Origin of the sequence: Terribacillus sp. DMT04, assembly GCF_019056395.1 — a bacterium.
In the GTDB taxonomy this organism is placed as follows: domain Bacteria; phylum Bacillota; class Bacilli; order Bacillales; family Amphibacillaceae; genus Terribacillus; species Terribacillus aidingensis_A.
Map to the genome: position 1 here is coordinate 1,492,755 of NZ_CP077639.1, position 13,650 is coordinate 1,506,404.

At 42.5% G+C, this 13,650-nt stretch carries 18 protein-coding genes; all 18 read left to right on the top strand.

Annotated features, from left to right (window positions below; all coding sequences use genetic code 11):
• The first annotated feature begins 2 nt into the window (after positions 1-2).
• The 18 genes from fliG to flhB are packed head-to-tail and all read left to right on the top strand — an operon-like array spanning position 3 to position 13,633.
• Complete coding sequence (gene fliG, locus KS242_RS07985; RefSeq protein ID WP_217323832.1) at positions 3-1,016, top strand: flagellar motor switch protein FliG; 1,014 nt, start codon at positions 3-5, stop codon at positions 1,014-1,016.
• Positions 1,009-1,755, top strand: coding sequence for a flagellar assembly protein FliH (fliH, locus tag KS242_RS07990; RefSeq protein WP_217323833.1), 747 nt, complete (start codon positions 1,009-1,011; stop codon positions 1,753-1,755). Before fliG ends, fliH begins: the two co-directional genes overlap by 8 nt.
• Complete coding sequence (gene fliI, locus KS242_RS07995) at positions 1,755-3,068, top strand: flagellar protein export ATPase FliI (RefSeq protein ID WP_217323834.1); 1,314 nt, start codon at positions 1,755-1,757, stop codon at positions 3,066-3,068. The genes fliH and fliI overlap by 1 nt, the downstream gene beginning before the upstream one ends.
• Positions 3,068-3,514, top strand: a complete 447-nt coding sequence (gene fliJ / locus KS242_RS08000; protein ID WP_217323835.1) for a flagellar export protein FliJ — start codon at positions 3,068-3,070, stop codon at positions 3,512-3,514. The genes fliI and fliJ overlap by 1 nt, the downstream gene beginning before the upstream one ends.
• A gap of 1 nt (position 3,515) precedes the next feature.
• Positions 3,516-4,148 (top strand): MotE family protein, encoded by a 633-nt coding sequence (locus tag KS242_RS08005; protein ID WP_217323836.1) that lies wholly within the window; start codon positions 3,516-3,518, stop codon positions 4,146-4,148.
• Between the two features lie 4 nt (positions 4,149-4,152).
• Positions 4,153-5,550 (top strand): flagellar hook-length control protein FliK, encoded by a 1,398-nt coding sequence (locus KS242_RS08010; RefSeq protein ID WP_217323837.1) that lies wholly within the window; start codon positions 4,153-4,155, stop codon positions 5,548-5,550.
• A complete protein-coding gene (locus KS242_RS08015) occupies positions 5,547-5,993 on the top strand; it encodes a flagellar hook capping FlgD N-terminal domain-containing protein (protein WP_217323838.1) in 447 nt (148 codons plus the stop codon). Before KS242_RS08010 ends, KS242_RS08015 begins: the two co-directional genes overlap by 4 nt.
• A 26-nt stretch (positions 5,994-6,019) precedes the next feature.
• Positions 6,020-6,892 (top strand): flagellar hook-basal body complex protein, encoded by an 873-nt coding sequence (locus KS242_RS08020; RefSeq protein WP_217323839.1) that lies wholly within the window; start codon positions 6,020-6,022, stop codon positions 6,890-6,892.
• A 40-nt stretch (positions 6,893-6,932) separates the two neighbouring features.
• Positions 6,933-7,151 carry a flagellar FlbD family protein gene (locus KS242_RS08025; RefSeq protein ID WP_077309567.1) on the top strand — a complete coding sequence of 73 codons (219 nt, stop codon included), beginning with the start codon at positions 6,933-6,935 and terminating at the stop codon, positions 7,149-7,151.
• Complete coding sequence (gene fliL, locus KS242_RS08030) at positions 7,141-7,560, top strand: flagellar basal body-associated protein FliL (protein WP_217323840.1); 420 nt, start codon at positions 7,141-7,143, stop codon at positions 7,558-7,560. The genes KS242_RS08025 and fliL overlap by 11 nt, the downstream gene beginning before the upstream one ends.
• A gap of 32 nt (positions 7,561-7,592) precedes the next feature.
• Entirely contained in the window at positions 7,593-8,594 is a 1,002-nt protein-coding gene (fliM, locus tag KS242_RS08035) for a flagellar motor switch protein FliM (RefSeq protein ID WP_217323841.1), read from the top strand.
• Positions 8,587-9,729 carry a flagellar motor switch phosphatase FliY gene (fliY, locus tag KS242_RS08040; RefSeq protein ID WP_217323842.1) on the top strand — a complete coding sequence of 381 codons (1,143 nt, stop codon included), beginning with the start codon at positions 8,587-8,589 and terminating at the stop codon, positions 9,727-9,729. Before fliM ends, fliY begins: the two co-directional genes overlap by 8 nt.
• A gap of 26 nt (positions 9,730-9,755) precedes the next feature.
• On the top strand, positions 9,756-10,118 hold the full coding sequence (locus tag KS242_RS08045; RefSeq protein WP_217323843.1) for a response regulator: 363 nt from the start codon (positions 9,756-9,758) through the stop codon (positions 10,116-10,118).
• A 16-nt stretch (positions 10,119-10,134) separates the two neighbouring features.
• Entirely contained in the window at positions 10,135-10,821 is a 687-nt protein-coding gene (locus KS242_RS08050) for a flagellar biosynthetic protein FliO (RefSeq protein WP_217323844.1), read from the top strand.
• Positions 10,814-11,479: a flagellar type III secretion system pore protein FliP gene (gene fliP / locus KS242_RS08055; protein ID WP_217323845.1), complete on the top strand. Its 666-nt coding sequence runs from the start codon at positions 10,814-10,816 to the stop codon at positions 11,477-11,479. Before KS242_RS08050 ends, fliP begins: the two co-directional genes overlap by 8 nt.
• A gap of 20 nt (positions 11,480-11,499) precedes the next feature.
• Positions 11,500-11,769 carry a flagellar biosynthesis protein FliQ gene (fliQ, locus tag KS242_RS08060; RefSeq protein ID WP_077309553.1) on the top strand — a complete coding sequence of 90 codons (270 nt, stop codon included), beginning with the start codon at positions 11,500-11,502 and terminating at the stop codon, positions 11,767-11,769.
• A 4-nt stretch (positions 11,770-11,773) separates the two neighbouring features.
• Positions 11,774-12,553, top strand: coding sequence for a flagellar biosynthetic protein FliR (gene fliR, locus KS242_RS08065; RefSeq protein WP_217323846.1), 780 nt, complete (start codon positions 11,774-11,776; stop codon positions 12,551-12,553).
• Complete coding sequence (flhB, locus tag KS242_RS08070; protein WP_217323847.1) at positions 12,554-13,633, top strand: flagellar biosynthesis protein FlhB; 1,080 nt, start codon at positions 12,554-12,556, stop codon at positions 13,631-13,633.
• Positions 13,634-13,650: the final 17 nt, after the last annotated feature.

The following is a 13,650-nucleotide window of genomic DNA, read 5'->3' on the forward strand; positions in this document are numbered from 1 at the left end:
GAATGGCAGCTGTGAAAGGACGTTTAACAGGAAAACAAAAAGCGGCGGTCTTGATGATCTCTCTTGGCGCTGATACAGCGGCGAACGTATATAAGCATTTAACAGAAGAAGAAATTGAACGTATGTCGCTGGAGATTTCTTCTGTAAAAAAAGTTGATAGTGCAGAAAAGGAGTCTATTGTCGACCAGTTTCACCAGATCGCTATTGCGCAGGACTATATAACGCAAGGCGGAATAAGCTATGCGAAGTCCATTCTCGAAAAAGCACTCGGAGCAGATGAAGCAGCTGCTATCATGAACAGGCTCACTTCCACTTTGCAAGTCAGACCATTTGATTTTGCGCGAAAAGCGGATCCAACCCAAATACTTAACTTTATTCAAAACGAGCACCCGCAAACGATTGCGTTAGTACTATCTTATCTGGATGCGGAGCAATCTGGTCAAATATTGTCTGAATTACCGCAAGATATGCAGGCTGATGTAGCGAAGCGTATTGCGACGATGAGCAGTACCTCTCCTGAAATTATCAATCAGGTAGAACAAATACTAGAAAAAAATCTATCCGCAACGGCGACACAGGATTACACCCAAACTGGAGGCATTCAAGCAGTCGTTGAAGTGCTAAATGGAGTGGACCGCAGCACAGAACGGACCATCTTGGAAGAATTAGAGATCCAGGATCCAGAACTGGCTGAGGAGATCAAGAAACGAATGTTCATCTTTGAAGATATTGTTACACTTGATAACCGTGCGATTCAGCGAGTGATACGTGAAGTAGAGAATGATGACTTGAAGCTCTCTTTAAAAGTAGCAAGCGACGAAGTGAAGGATATTGTATTCCAAAATATGTCTGACAGAATGGCGCAGACATTTAAAGAAGAAATGGAATTCATGGGACCTGTCCGTTTGAAAGATGTAGAAGAGGCGCAAAGTCGAATTGTTTCCGTTATCCGGCGACTGGAGGAAGTAGGCGAAATAGTTATATCCCGCGGTGGAGGAGATGACATCATTGTCTAATATCTGGCAATCAGTTGCAGTGAAAGAATCAAAAGTAATTGGATTGAAACCAATTCGAACTACTTTTGAAGTGATGGATGACGCAAACTATCATGCTGATTTGCAGGCAAAAGAAGAGCTGCAGAATCAACATCTTCGAGAAGTAAAAGCAGAAGCAGACCAGATGTTAGCTGATGCTAAAGCAGACATCGAAAAGCAAAAGAAGCAATGGGAAACGGATCGGCAGAAATTAGTGGAACAAGCACAGTTGGAAGGGTATCAAAAAGGCTTTACTGCGGGACAGCAGGAAGGTCTTCAGTCATACGAGGCAAAGATGAATGAAGCGCAACAGCTTGCAGTTTTAGCGCAGCAGGACTATGAAGCAACAGTAGAAGCAAGTGAGGACGCTGTTCTCGACTTAGGGCTGAAACTAGCAGAAAAGATTTTGCATGCAGAATTGACAGCTGATAAAGAACGTTATGTACAGCTTGTAAAAGGAGCTATTGCCGACTGGAAAGAACGAAGTAACGTGCGTATCTTTGTCCATCCGGAAAGTTATGAACTTGTCTTACAGCAAAAAGAAGAGCTGGCAGTCTTGGCAGGGAAGGATTTTGATATCTCGATAATGCCGCAGCACGATATGCAGGCAGGAGGGTGTGTGCTGGAAACTAAGCATGGTCGAATTGATGCAAGTATTGATTCACAGCTGACCGTTCTGCGGGAGAAGCTGTTCGAGATTAGACGTGAGGGAAATGCCTGATGCTGCACCGTTATTTTGATGAAATTGACAAAATGGATACGTATAAAAGATACGGCAGAATTCATCGGGTTGTCGGCTTGCTGATCGAGTCACATGGACCAGTTACAAGTGTCGGCGAGGTATGTTACATCCATCCTTCTTCGAATTCAGGAGAAAAATTCCCGGCAGAAGTCGTAGGATTTGATGATGAAAAAGTATTGCTCATGCCTTTTGCTCCATTAAAGGATGTAGGCCCTGGCTGTTTAGTAGAAGCTACTGCTCAACCGTTGTCAGTGAAGATTGGTCATGGCTTAATCGGAAGTATTATTGATCCGTTAGGCGAGCCATTAGACGGCAGTATGCTTCCAAAGGGATTAAAGTCATTTACGACAGACCGAAATCCGCCGAACCCGATGACAAGACCGCGGATTTTACAGCCGTTGGAAACAGGCGTACGAGTTATTGACAGTATGCTGACAGTTGGCCAAGGGCAGCGAGTAGGTATCTTTGCCGGAAGTGGTGTTGGTAAAAGTACGTTACTCGGTATGATTGCCCGTAAATCAAGTGCTGATGTGAATGTTATAGCTCTAATCGGTGAGCGCGGCAGAGAGGTTCGGGAATTTATCGAAAAAGACTTGGGAGAAGAAGGTATTAAAAGGTCAATTATCGTTGTCGCTACCTCAGATCAGCCAGCGCTCATGCGGATAAAAGGAGCATATACAGCTACGGCTATTTGTGAATATTTCCGTGATCAAGGAATGCATGTCAATTTGATGATGGACTCGGTCACACGAGTGGCAATGGCACAGCGGGAAATCGGACTTGCCTCAGGTGAGCCGCCAACAACGAAAGGCTATACACCTTCTGTTTTCGCAGCTCTGCCCAAACTTCTTGAACGGACAGGTACGAATGATACGGGAGCCATCACCGGTTTTTACACGGTGCTTGTAGATGGTGACGATATGAATGAACCGATAGCAGATACGGTACGCGGAATTTTGGATGGGCACTTTGTGCTGGATCGTAAATTAGCAGAACAAGGGCAGTTTCCTGCTGTAAATGTTCTAAAGTCGATCAGCCGTGTAATGCCGCATATAACAGACCAAGAAGATTATCAGCTGGCACAGCGGCTGCGAACCATGCTTGCTTTATTCGAGGAAAACCGAGAGCTGATTCAAATCGGTGCGTACCGAAAAGGAACAAGTCCAGAAATCGATGAAGCAATCTTGTATCAAAAACCGATTCTTGAATTTCTCAAGCAGGGAATGCATGAATTTACCAGCCGCAGCGATGCGATGCAAGCGATGCGGCAGCTGCTCGGAGGGATAACGTAATGGCCGATACGAAGGTATTTGAAAAGATATTGCGCATGAAGGACCGTGAACGCAAAGCGGCGCAGCAAGCATTTACTGAAAAGCAAGAACAGTTTGAAATAGCCGCAACCAATTTATATGAATTGCTGAAGAAAAAAGAAGATGCAGAAGCACTGCTTACCAATGGCTTGGCAGCATCACTTCCAATACAGCGATTATCAGAGCATCATGCATTTCTGGAAACAGTCAACCGGCAAATTGACCGAGCCCAGATTGCGGTACAATTTGCCCGAACAGCGATGTTGGAGAAGCAGGAATTGCTCTCTGAGGCGTATATAGAAGTGAAAAAAATCGACAAGCTGATAGAGAAAAAACGGCAAGAAGCTTGGCGAAAGCTGCAAGAAGAAGAAAACAAGCAGATGGACGATCTATCTATTCGGCAATTTTTAGCAAATGGAGCACGATAGCATGGCAAAACAAAAAGCAGAACAACAAAAGAAGACAAGCAAAGGCAAAGGTTTCTTTCTTTATTTTCTCCTGCCAGTTGTACTGGCAGCAGCACTTGTCGTTGCAATACTTGAATTCTCGGGCGTATCCGTTGCCAAAGCAGCTGCTGGTATCCCGGTGATTGGAGATCTCATCAGTGAAGAGACTGCAGCTCCAGCCGCTAATTCAGCAGATACAGAAAAACTAAAAAATCAGCTGAAAGAGCAGCAAGCGACTATTGATATGATGAAAGAAACAGAAGACGCGAAAAACACAGAGATTGATGATTTAAATCAACAAATCCTCAAGCTGAAGAACCAATTAAACGGCGCTGAACCAGCCGGTGCTGAAACAGCACAAACAGCCGGCAGTAATAGTCAGACTGCTGAAGGAGAAGAGGAAACATCTCCTTATAAAGAAGCAGCAACTTCCTTTAACAAAATGGAGGACAGCAAGGCAGCAGAAATCATCAGTAAGCTGGACAGTGAAAAAGCTTTAGGTGTCCTTCAGCAGCTATCTGGTAAGAAGCGAGGAACAATTCTAGCAGAAATGGATCCGGAAGCTGCAGCGTCTTATACAAGCGCCATGGTGGAAGAAGCGGAGAAGGAGGGATAAGCGGTTGAATAATATAATTACACCGCTGCTGCCAGCGGTAGGGGTTGTAAAAGGTCAACAGAATCAATCTTCTTCAGGGGATAAGCTGTTTCAAAATCTGTTTCAGCAAGTTAGTAAAGATAAAAATATCGAGCTCGCTGTAAATGAAGATCCCAAGAGCAATCAAGTTCTGAATTTACAAGATAAGCAGGATATACAGGTTATCTTACAAGCATTCTTTGATAAACTCCCAGACAATGAATCTTTGCAGCTAAAAGAACAGCCGGCAAATGCTTGGGAATTAATGGAGCAAGTACTGGGGGCAGATAAGCTTACTGCCTATCTGCCCGAACAAATAAAAGGTAAAGCCGAGACAATTCTTACAGACATAAAGACAGATCAGAATGAATTATCAGTTGAAGGGCTTCTAGAGGGACTTCAAGAGTTGCAATCTTATCTTATGAATTCTGGTAGTATGCAGCCCGTGTCGAAAAATGGAACGCAAGAAAAAGCAGCTGCTTCACACGTATTCTTGAGTGAGTTCATGGGTAATCAACAAGTCAACACAGGAGCAGTCAGCTTGCAAAAGACTACTATTGGACAAGCTGCTCCTGTAAAGGAGACAGAATCGAATTCAGTCTTGCTAAAATTGCGAGGTTCTATTCCAATCTCGGAATCACATGAAACACAGGAGCTTGTAAAGAAAAATACGCCTGCAGATCAATTAACGGTAAGACAGCATCCTAGTAACGCTGCAGTGGCCACACAGTATTCTGTTGGTAAGCATACAGTCACGGAAACAGCCAAAGCAATCCAAAGTATTGTTGAGTCTTCTAATAGAACCGAAAAATCACAGCTAGGTAATGTTGCAAATCAGCTGCAAGAGGAACCTACACCATTAGACTCGAAGCAAGTGAGTAATTTTCAAATATCTAAACAGGAACAGCTTGTTTTCCACTTAAAACAAGCTGATCAAGTACCGCAGCAAGCAGGTAAAGAGCTAGTAGAAAAACTAGAACAAGCAGTGAAATTCAGCGGAATATTATCTGACAGAAATGGCCTGAAGGAACTCTCAATACAGCTGCGTCCCGGTAATTTAGGGGATTTACAAGTTAAGTTACTTCGCGAAAATGGTGAGATTACAGTTCAGATAATCGCTGCTTCTAAACAAGCTAAGGATATGCTGGACTCTAATATATCTAGTCTTAAGCATATGTTCTCGCCTCATCAGGTAAGTGTTTTGGAAAGAGTTGATCAACCGCAAGGAGCTCCGGCAGAGAGAAATGCTGACCAAAGTTTTCGAGATAACGCTGATGAGGAAAGAAAAGACAAGCAGCAAGAACAGCAGGGTAATCATGCACGAGAGCATACCGATTTTGCGTTCGCAGATATATTATCTGAACAGAAGGAGATAAGGATATGAAGACAACAGGAGCTATAGACTCCAGCTACTATCTGGACTCACAAAAGGGACGTACGCCAAGTGCGACACTTGATAAAGATGATTTTCTTGAGATTCTAATGGTTCAATTACAAAACCAGGATCCGACCAGTCCTATGGACGATTCGAAGTTTGTGGAGCAAATGACCACTTTCACTAATTTAGAACAGGTAATGAATATTTCAGAAGCTGTTCAAAAAATTGCTGGTTCGCAAACAGTTATGTCGCCAGTTCTCCAATACAGTCATATGATTGATAAACAAGTGACTTATAACGAATATGACGAAGAAACCGGAGAAACAGTTACTGACACTATTACAAGCAAAGTGAAAGCCGTTACTCAAAATGATGGACATGCGGTGCTTGAACTGGATAATGGAAAGTCCATCTATGCAGATGCGGTAACAAAGATTAGCAACGAATAAAACAATAAGGAAAAGGATGATGACGGATGTTACGCTCACTATACTCTGGTATTTCTGGTATGAAAGGTTTTCAAAATAACCTAGATGTTGTAGGAAACAATATTGCGAACGTTAATAGTACAGGTTATAAGAAAAGTAGAATTGCGTTCCAAGACTTGATGAGTCAACAAATCAAGGCTGCTCAAAATCCAGTAGAAAACGGTGCTGGAGGAACAAATGCAAGTCAAGTAGGTCTAGGCTCGAAGATTGGTGCAATTGATAATATACATACTCAAGGAAACCGTCAAACAACTAACCGAGCGCTCGATTTGGCTTTAGAGGGAGATGGTATGTTTATTCTTTCTAAGGACGCTCAAGGAAATACAATTAATGATGAAGATGTTAGCTTTACAAGAGCAGGTAACTTCTACCTTGACGGAGAATCCCGCTTGGTAAACAGTGATGGATTGTTTGTTCTAAATACTGCAGGCGAGTCAATAACCATACCGGACGGAGCTACTCAAATTAGTATTAATGGAACTGGTGAAGTTACATTCACAGGTGCAGAACTACCGGAGGATGCTAATGCTAATACTTACCAGATTGCAGTTGCAAAATTTTCTAACCCTGGTGGATTGATTAAACAGGGAGGAAGTACTTACCGAAACACTGAAAATGCTGGTTTAATGTTGAATGATCCAGATGTAGACGCAGGAGAAGGTGAGCCGATTAATGGATTTAAGATTCCTGGTTCAAATGGCACAGCTGATGTAGTCTCCGGCGCTTTAGAAATGTCCAATGTTGACTTATCTGAAGAATTTACAAACATGATTATTGCGCAGCGCGGATTCCAGGCGAATACAAGAATCATCACAACTTCCGACCAAATTTTGGAGGAGCTTGTTAACTTGAAGCGTTAAGAAGGAGGTGAAGGGGGTTTTCTAGACTCCCTTTCATAACATGATCCTGTTAACTAGATTGAATGGAGAGACATTTACGTTAAATGCATTGTTCATTGAGCAGATACAGTCGTTTCCTGATACGACGATCACACTGACTTCCAGTAAGAAAATTATCGTACGTGAACCTGAGATAGAGGTTGCGAGAAAAATACGCGAATTCTATCAAACTATCGGCCTGGTCGTTGTAAAGGAGAAGCAAGAGAAAAATGAACGCTAAACTAATTATTATCATTTTATCAGTCGTAATCATCTTAGGAGCTGGCGGCTATGCAGCTTGGAGTTTCTTTATAAGCCCTACTTCGGAGACGGAAGCAAAGGAACCATCTGCAACGGAACTTGCTGAGCATTCTGTAACAACAGATGAATTGACCACTAATCTGAAAGATGGCAGTATTGTCCGTTTGCAGTTCCAGCTCATTACAGATGGAGAGAAAGCCAAAGAAGAAGTGACTGCGAGACAGTTCCAGCTGAAGAACATTGTAATCAAGGAACTGACAGAAATGAATAAAGAAGATATTGAAACAGGCTTAACAGAATTGGAAGAAAACCTTAAGAAAAAACTGAATGAAGACATGCAAGAAGGCAAGATCGACGATGTGTATACAATCAACAAGGTACTACAATAAAACAGTGAAAAGCAGGAACGGAGGTGACGTGCATGGCAGAAGAGGTCTTATCACAGAATGAGATCGATGCACTGTTATCCGCTATATCTTCCGGTGAGATGGATGCCGACGAGCTGAAACAAGACGAGAAGAACAAGCGAGTGAAAACGTACGATTTTAAGCGGGCGCTCCGTTTTTCCAAAGACCAAATTCGCAGTCTGACAAGAATCCACGAGAACTTTGCCAGAATGCTGACAACTTTTTATTCAGCCAGACTAAGAACGTTTGTTCAAATAGCAGTTGCTTCTGTAGATCAAGTGCCTTATGAAGAGTTCATCCGCTCCATCCCGACGATGACTATCTTGAACACGTACAGTTTGTCACCGCTTGAAGGAAAAATACTCATTGAGTATGATCCTACCATCGCGTTCGCAATGCTAGATCGAACGCTTGGCGGACAAGGAAGCAATGTGAATAAGATAAATAACTTGACTGAAATCGAAACAACATTGATGACGCAGCTATTTGAGTCAAGTATGGAAAACTTGAAAGTTGCTTGGCAATCGCTCGAAGATGTTGACCCGATGCTTGAGGACTTTGAGATCAATCCGCAATTTCTGCAAATGGTTTCACCTAATGAAACAGTTGTCGTTGTTACGTTGAATTCCACGATTGGGGAAACAACAGGCATGATTAATATTTGTATTCCTCATGTCGTTTTAGAACCGATTGTATCGAAGCTGTCCATTCATTATTGGATGCAAGCACCGACTGATAAACAAGGCAATGAGGCAGAATGGCATGATTTGTCAGCTGGAATCCAAAGAGCTTCCGTTGACGTGAAAGCCATACTCGGAGAAACGTCAATTGATGTGCAAGAATTAGTTAACCTTCAGGAAGGTGATGTGCTGATGCTAAATCAGTCCATTGACGCCCCTTTGCAAGTTAAGGTAGATAATCAAGTGAAATTTAAAGCCCAGCCGGGCAAAAAGAAAAACAGGATGGCTATTCAAATAATGGAAGAGATTGATACAGGGGGGGAAGAAAATGAGTGATATGTTATCCCAAGAAGAAATTGATGCGCTACTAAACGGATCAGCTGATAATTCTACCAACACAGCCGATGAGCAGCTCCTCCCTGGAGATGACCTGGGAACGATGGAAGTGGATGCATTAGGAGAAATTGGCAATATATCTTTTGGCAGTTCAGCAACGACACTTTCTACTTTATTAAATCAGAAAGTAGAAATCACAACACCGAAAACAGCTGTAGTAAAAAGGTCAAGTTTATATGAAGAGTTTCCGCAGCCGAATGTGGCAATTGAAGTAAGTTATACGGAAGGGTTTACGGGTGCCAATCTCTTTGTTATTAAACAAAGTGATGCCGCAATTATCGCTGATTTAATGCTTGGCGGTGATGGAAGTGCTCCAGCAGAAGAATTCAATGAAATTCACCAAAGTGCCGTACAGGAAGCGATGAATCAGATGATGGGCGCTGCTGCGACTAGCATGAGCACGATATTCAGCAAGAAAGTGGATATCTCCCCGCCATCCATCGCGCTAATGAATCTGACAGAAGGAACAGGAGCTGAAAAACTGCCGGAAGATAGTCAGGTTGTCAGTGTTTCCTTTGATTTGAAGATTGGGGATTTAATAGATTCTTCTATTATGCAGCTGCTGTCAACTGAGTTTGCGAAAGATATGGTAGATGAATTGCTTAATCCTGCTGCTCCAGCTGCTGAAGAACCAGCACCAGCAGCAAGCAGCGCACCTTCAGCACCAAGTGCACAACAAAGTGTGCCAGCACCGCCAGCAACAGCGCAGCAGCAGTCCGTACCGCAGCAGCAAGCAGCTAGTCAGCCAGCTCCGAATGTGCAGCAAGCTGCATTCACGACGTTTGATACGCCAGCTGCTCCGCCGGCAGAACAACCGCGCAATCTGGATTTATTGATGGATATTCCATTAAAAGTGTCCGTAGAGTTAGGACGAACGAAAAGAACCATTAAAGATATCCTGGAGCTTTCTGTTGGTTCTGTAGTAGAGCTGGACAAGCTTGCAGGAGAACCAGTAGATATTCATGTGAACGATAAGCTTATTGCTAAGGGAGAAGTTGTTGTAATTGAAGAAAACTTCGGCGTGCGTGTAACAGATATCCTTAGCCAGACAGATCGATTGAAATCAATCAACTAATTTGACCATTGAGAGGAAGAGATAATATGGGTAACAGAATTCTAATTGTAGACGACGCCGCATTCATGCGCATGATGATTAAGGACATTTTGACAAAGAACGGGTTTGAAGTTGTAGGGGAAGCCCCGGATGGCCAGCAAGCGGTTGAAAAATACAAAGAACTAACACCTGATCTAGTAACAATGGATATTACAATGCCGGAAATGGATGGAATTGCGGCTATGAAAGAAATTAAAAGCCAATATCCGGATGCGAAAGTTATTATGTGTTCAGCGATGGGACAGCAGGCGATGGTTATTGACGCTATCCAAGCGGGCGCAAAGGATTTCATCGTGAAACCATTCCAAGCAGATCGTGTTGTAGAAGCAATTACAAAAGCATTAAGCTAAAAAAGGTGAGTAGGAAATGATAAAAAGAACAGTCTGGGCATGCGTGCTTCTGCTCGTGCTGCATTTTGCCGTTTCTCCAATCGCAGTCTCGGCTGCGGCAAGTGTAGGAGATTGCTTAAAAGAAGATGCTGCAGGATCGGATGCCTGCAAGGACATGAATGAAGCCGGTAACCAACAAGAAAATACACCAACAACAGACGCGGCAGATTCGTCAGCTGGAGGTACATCTACTTTCCTGAATCTTGTCAAGCTTGCATTGGCTTTAGTGGTCGTGCTCGGACTGATCTATGTCCTACTGAAGTTTTTAAATAAACGTAATCGATTGTTTCAGCAAGTGCGCGCTATGGAGAATGTAGGCGGAATTGCTTTAGGAAACAACAAATCAGTACAGATTGTCAGAGTTGGCGAGAAGGTGTATATGCTTGGTGTGGGAGACAATGTGGACTTACTCACCGAGATTACCGATGAACAAACAATTCAGGAACTAACAGAGAAAGAGCAGCAGGAAATGAAAGCTTCGGCTCTGCTGACAAGCATGCTGCCAGGCAAAAAGCAGCAAGCCCCTGCACCAAAAGAAACAGCAACAGAGCAGAACGAATCGCAAAAACGTTTTCAAGACCTTTTCAAGCAAGAGTTAGGGAAATTGAAACAGTCAAGAAACAAATTGAAACAGCAGCAAAGGGAGGGCGCAGAAGATGAATGACTTTATTAGTGTATTTTCTGGAACCGACCCTGAGAGTGTATCGACCTCAGTAAAGCTGTTGCTTCTGCTGACTGTATTTTCCTTGGCGCCTGGGATTTTAATCTTGATGACTTGTTTTACGAGAATTATTGTCGTTTTATCTTTTGTACGAATGAGCTTAGGTACACAACAAACACCGCCAACACAAGTATTAATTGGAATTGCACTATTTATGACATTTTTTATCATGGCACCTACTTTCAACGAGATTAATGATCAGGCAATTGCTCCTTTAATGAATAATGAAATGTCATTAGATGAGGCGTATACCGAGGCGAGCGGTCCAATTAAAGCATTTATGGCGGAAGAAACGAGACAAAAGGACTTATCTTTATTTATGAATTATGCCGGAATCGATAAACCGGAATCGATTGATGATATTCCATTAACGACGCTGGTACCAGCATTTGCAATCAGCGAATTGAAGACTGCCTTTCAGATGGGATTTATGATTTTCATTCCGTTCCTGGTTATCGATATGGCAGTAGCCAGCATCCTTATGTCAATGGGGATGATGATGCTTCCGCCGGTAATCATTTCCTTACCATTTAAGATTTTATTATTCGTCTTGGTAGACGGTTGGTATCTGGTGACATCTTCCCTGTTAAGAGGGTTTTAGAATGAAGGAGCGTACGCATTATGAGCAGTGAATTTGTCATATCGATCGCAGAACGCGGTATTTATACAGTACTTATTATTACTGGTCCTTTGCTAATTCTTGCACTTGCAGTAGGGTTGATTGTCAGCATATTCCAAGCAACAACACAGATACAGGAACAAACACTCGCGTTCATTCCTAAGATTGTTGCTGTTTTAGTAGGGATCATCTTTTTTGGACCGTGGATGCTGACCAGGATGGTTGAATTTACAGCAGGTATCCTAGAGAATTTGGATCGGTTTGTGGGCTGATTAGATGCTATCTCAGATTGATTACACCGTTGTTCCAGCATTTGCATTAGTACTAGTTCGCCTAATTGCGTTCTTTGTAACAGTTCCATTATTCTCATACAAGAATGTACCAACGACCTTTAAGATAGGATTCAGCTTCTTCCTGGCCATGATTATCTTTTTCACCATTGACCGACCGACGATACCAGTTGATTCGACTTATTTCCTGCTGCTTTTCAAGGAAGCGTTAGTAGGCTTGTCCATTGGACTGCTCGCTTTTATTGTGATGCAGGCAATCAATGTGGCAGGTGGATTAATAGATTTTCAAATGGGATTTGCTATTGCCAACGTCATAGATCCAGTAACAAGAGCACAGAGTCCTTTGACCGGACAATTCTTGTATACAATTGCTACTCTTTTCCTGCTTTCAATAAATGGACATTTGCTTTTAATCGATGGAATCTTCTATAGTTACCAGCTTATTCCACTGAATGAGATGGTGCCGTTTGGCAGTCAAGACATTGTAGACCTTGTGCTTCATACATTCGGCCAGATGTTTATTATTGCCTTCCAAATGAGTATCCCAATTGTTGGCAGTCTGTTTCTTGTGGATGTTGCAATTGGTATTGTTGCCAGAACTGTTCCTCAGCTGAACGTTTTCGTTGTTGGCCCGCCGATCAAGATACTAGTTGCTTTTGTTTTACTTTTCATATCGATAGGCGTTTATATGACCGTTGTAAGACAGCTGTTTGACTATATGTTAGTCACAATGCGTGATTTGATGGTCTTGTTTGGAGGGGCATAAATGAAATACCGTTTAGACTTGCAGTTTTTCGCTGGTGAGAAAACGGAAAAAGCAACATCGAAGAAACGGCAGGATACTAGGAAAAAAGGGCAGGTAGCGAAGAGTCAAGATATCAACACAGCTTTTCTGCTGTTGTTATCGTTAGGTTTACTGGCTTTAATGGGTGGATATTTTAAGAATCAGTTTCTTTATCTCTTTACCCATGTGTTTGATGAATATCTCACAAAAGATATTACGGCGAATACAGTGCAGACCTTACTGGTAGAGATGAGCATCTCTCTTGCTAAGATTGTAGGACCAGTTATGGGCATTGCCATTATTGCCGGAGTTGTTTCCAACTTTGCGCAGTTTGGCTTGCTTTTCAGCCCAGAGGCTATAAAGTTTGACTTAAAAAAGATGGATCCGATTCAAGGTGCAAAGCGTATTTTTTCGGCTCGTGCCTTGGTTGAGCTAGTAAAATCATTGCTTAAAATCAGCATGGTGGGAGCAGTTACCTTCTTTATTCTGTGGCAGAACATGGACACAGTAATGACAATGTTTACGAAAACCGCAGAGAATGCATTGCAGTTCTTCGGCAGAATTACGTTGTATATGGGGTTTGCTGCTACAGTTGTGCTGCTGTTCATAGCTGTGATTGATTATGTTTATCAGCGTTTTGACTTTGAAAAGAATATTAAGATGTCCAAGCAAGACATTAAGGATGAACACAAGAACATGGAAGGTAATCCGCTTATTCGTTCCAAGATAAAAGAAAAACAGCGGCAGATGTCCATGATGCGCATGATGAGTGAAGTTCCAAAAGCAGATGTTATTATTACCAACCCAACACATTTTGCTATTGCTATTCGGTATGATGAATCAAAATCAGATACACCGATTGTTATAGCAAAAGGAATGGATCATGTCGCACTCAAAATTAGGGAAATCGCAAAAGCAAATAACGTTACGATGGTAGAAAACAAGCCGCTTGCTCGCGGATTATACAGTAAAGTAGAGCTTAATCAGCCGATACAAGAAGAGTTCTTCCAAGCGGTAGCGGAGGTGCTTGCCTTTGTTTACCGTACGGAGCGTAAAATGTAAGAGAAGAGGAATAACTA

Bases quoted from the DNA above. Each gene is read 5' to 3' on its own strand.
- fliG (WP_217323832.1), top strand. From the start codon at position 3: ATGGCAGCTGTGAAAGGACGTTTAACAGGAAAACAAAAAGCGGCGGTC.
- fliI (WP_217323834.1), top strand. From the start codon at position 1,755: ATGCTGCACCGTTATTTTGATGAAATTGACAAAATGGATACGTATAAA.
- fliJ (WP_217323835.1), top strand. From the start codon at position 3,068: ATGGCCGATACGAAGGTATTTGAAAAGATATTGCGCATGAAGGACCGT.
- KS242_RS08005 (WP_217323836.1), top strand. From the start codon at position 3,516: ATGGCAAAACAAAAAGCAGAACAACAAAAGAAGACAAGCAAAGGCAAA.
- KS242_RS08015 (WP_217323838.1), top strand. From the start codon at position 5,547: ATGAAGACAACAGGAGCTATAGACTCCAGCTACTATCTGGACTCACAA.
- KS242_RS08020 (WP_217323839.1), top strand. From the start codon at position 6,020: ATGTTACGCTCACTATACTCTGGTATTTCTGGTATGAAAGGTTTTCAA.
- KS242_RS08025 (WP_077309567.1), top strand. From the start codon at position 6,933: ATGATCCTGTTAACTAGATTGAATGGAGAGACATTTACGTTAAATGCA.
- fliL (WP_217323840.1), top strand. From the start codon at position 7,141: ATGAACGCTAAACTAATTATTATCATTTTATCAGTCGTAATCATCTTA.
- fliM (WP_217323841.1), top strand. From the start codon at position 7,593: ATGGCAGAAGAGGTCTTATCACAGAATGAGATCGATGCACTGTTATCC.
- fliY (WP_217323842.1), top strand. From the start codon at position 8,587: ATGAGTGATATGTTATCCCAAGAAGAAATTGATGCGCTACTAAACGGA.
- KS242_RS08045 (WP_217323843.1), top strand. From the start codon at position 9,756: ATGGGTAACAGAATTCTAATTGTAGACGACGCCGCATTCATGCGCATG.
- KS242_RS08050 (WP_217323844.1), top strand. From the start codon at position 10,135: ATGATAAAAAGAACAGTCTGGGCATGCGTGCTTCTGCTCGTGCTGCAT.
- fliP (WP_217323845.1), top strand. From the start codon at position 10,814: ATGAATGACTTTATTAGTGTATTTTCTGGAACCGACCCTGAGAGTGTA.
- fliQ (WP_077309553.1), top strand. From the start codon at position 11,500: ATGAGCAGTGAATTTGTCATATCGATCGCAGAACGCGGTATTTATACA.
- fliR (WP_217323846.1), top strand. From the start codon at position 11,774: ATGCTATCTCAGATTGATTACACCGTTGTTCCAGCATTTGCATTAGTA.
- flhB (WP_217323847.1), top strand. From the start codon at position 12,554: ATGAAATACCGTTTAGACTTGCAGTTTTTCGCTGGTGAGAAAACGGAA.